This window comes from Olsenella sp. Marseille-P4559 (genome assembly GCF_900605015.1).
GTDB lineage: Bacteria > Actinomycetota > Coriobacteriia > Coriobacteriales > Atopobiaceae > Tractidigestivibacter.
In genome coordinates this window covers 312,904-313,983 of sequence record NZ_LR027573.1, presented here as the reverse complement: position 1 = coordinate 313,983, position 1,080 = coordinate 312,904, and the positions used below count along the sequence as shown (strand labels likewise).

The 1,080-nt window shown below is 50.6% G+C and carries 1 protein-coding gene; it reads left to right on the top strand.

The features are described from left to right. Positions 1-132: 132 nt before the first annotated feature. Positions 133-465 (top strand): hypothetical protein, encoded by a 333-nt coding sequence (locus E0E00_RS01425; protein ID WP_130810731.1) that lies wholly within the window; start codon positions 133-135, stop codon positions 463-465. Positions 466-1,080: the final 615 nt, after the last annotated feature.

Genomic DNA, 1,080 nt, shown 5'->3' with positions numbered 1-1,080 from the left:
TGGCCATCGTCCTTTCCTCGAATCCGTTACCTTAGGCAGTACGAATTCTAGGACGGTGACCACACCTTTGTTCAGATGCCCATCAACGACCCGTTTTTGGGCTTACACCAACTTTCGCGACACGATCTGATTGTGGTGCTCTCGTTTGTAGGAGTGCTCCTTCTCCGGTTTGTCTATGGTACGAGCATCGAGGAATACACCTACCTCTTCCCTTTGGTGATGGTGAGCACAGGTGAGATTGCCCTTGTCTGGTTCCTTACCGATTCTCTGGTCATTGCCCGTTGCATGCGTGGGGTTCTTATAATGAACGCTGGTGCCTTTGTTGTCTGTCTGGTATCGATGGTGCCGCTTGAGACAAGCTTTGGCATGAACGGCATCAATAGTACCGTTATCATATCGGTGCTTGTGGGGATTGGGCTGGGTGTATGCTTCCTTCGGGCGTCTATCGATGCATCGCTGGAGTAAACGTCAGCCCGGCGATAGGACCTTTAGCCACGGTAAGAAGAACAATGGAGGACACTTTACCCAAGGTTGCCATCGGAAATTTATAGGTAGCCTAAAATTATTTCAATTTATGTATTCCCTGAGAAGCACGACATGTACGTATGGCGTCACGAAGGGACTTTTGCAAGTGTTGTCCATCCGAATATCCTGTAGGTAGCAGGTTGACGAGGGCGAGTCCGAAATTCACCGCTGCTGTCTCCCCACAGATAAGTCGGATGACAGCCATTAGAAGCTCGCTGTGTACTAGAGCGTAGATGTCCGCTAGACTTTCCATTACTAAGATGGCAATACAAAGTAGCATGACATTCGCGCTAGGACCCGCGAAGTAAAAGAAGACACGCTCCCATCCCCCACGTCGCAGGGGTGGTGTTCTTACTGAGATGGGATGGCCGATACGGTCGAGCGAAACGATCAGTTCAATGTGTTCTGCTCCTGCGAGCTTAGCTGGACGGCGTAATGTTTTTGTGGGTCCAGGCTGCGGAATGCCATCTGGAAAGAAGAGGCGGGTCCCTCTAACCTTCTGAGTTGCTGAGACAAGGAAGGGAAGGATCCGCCATATGGAGAAGGATACATCAC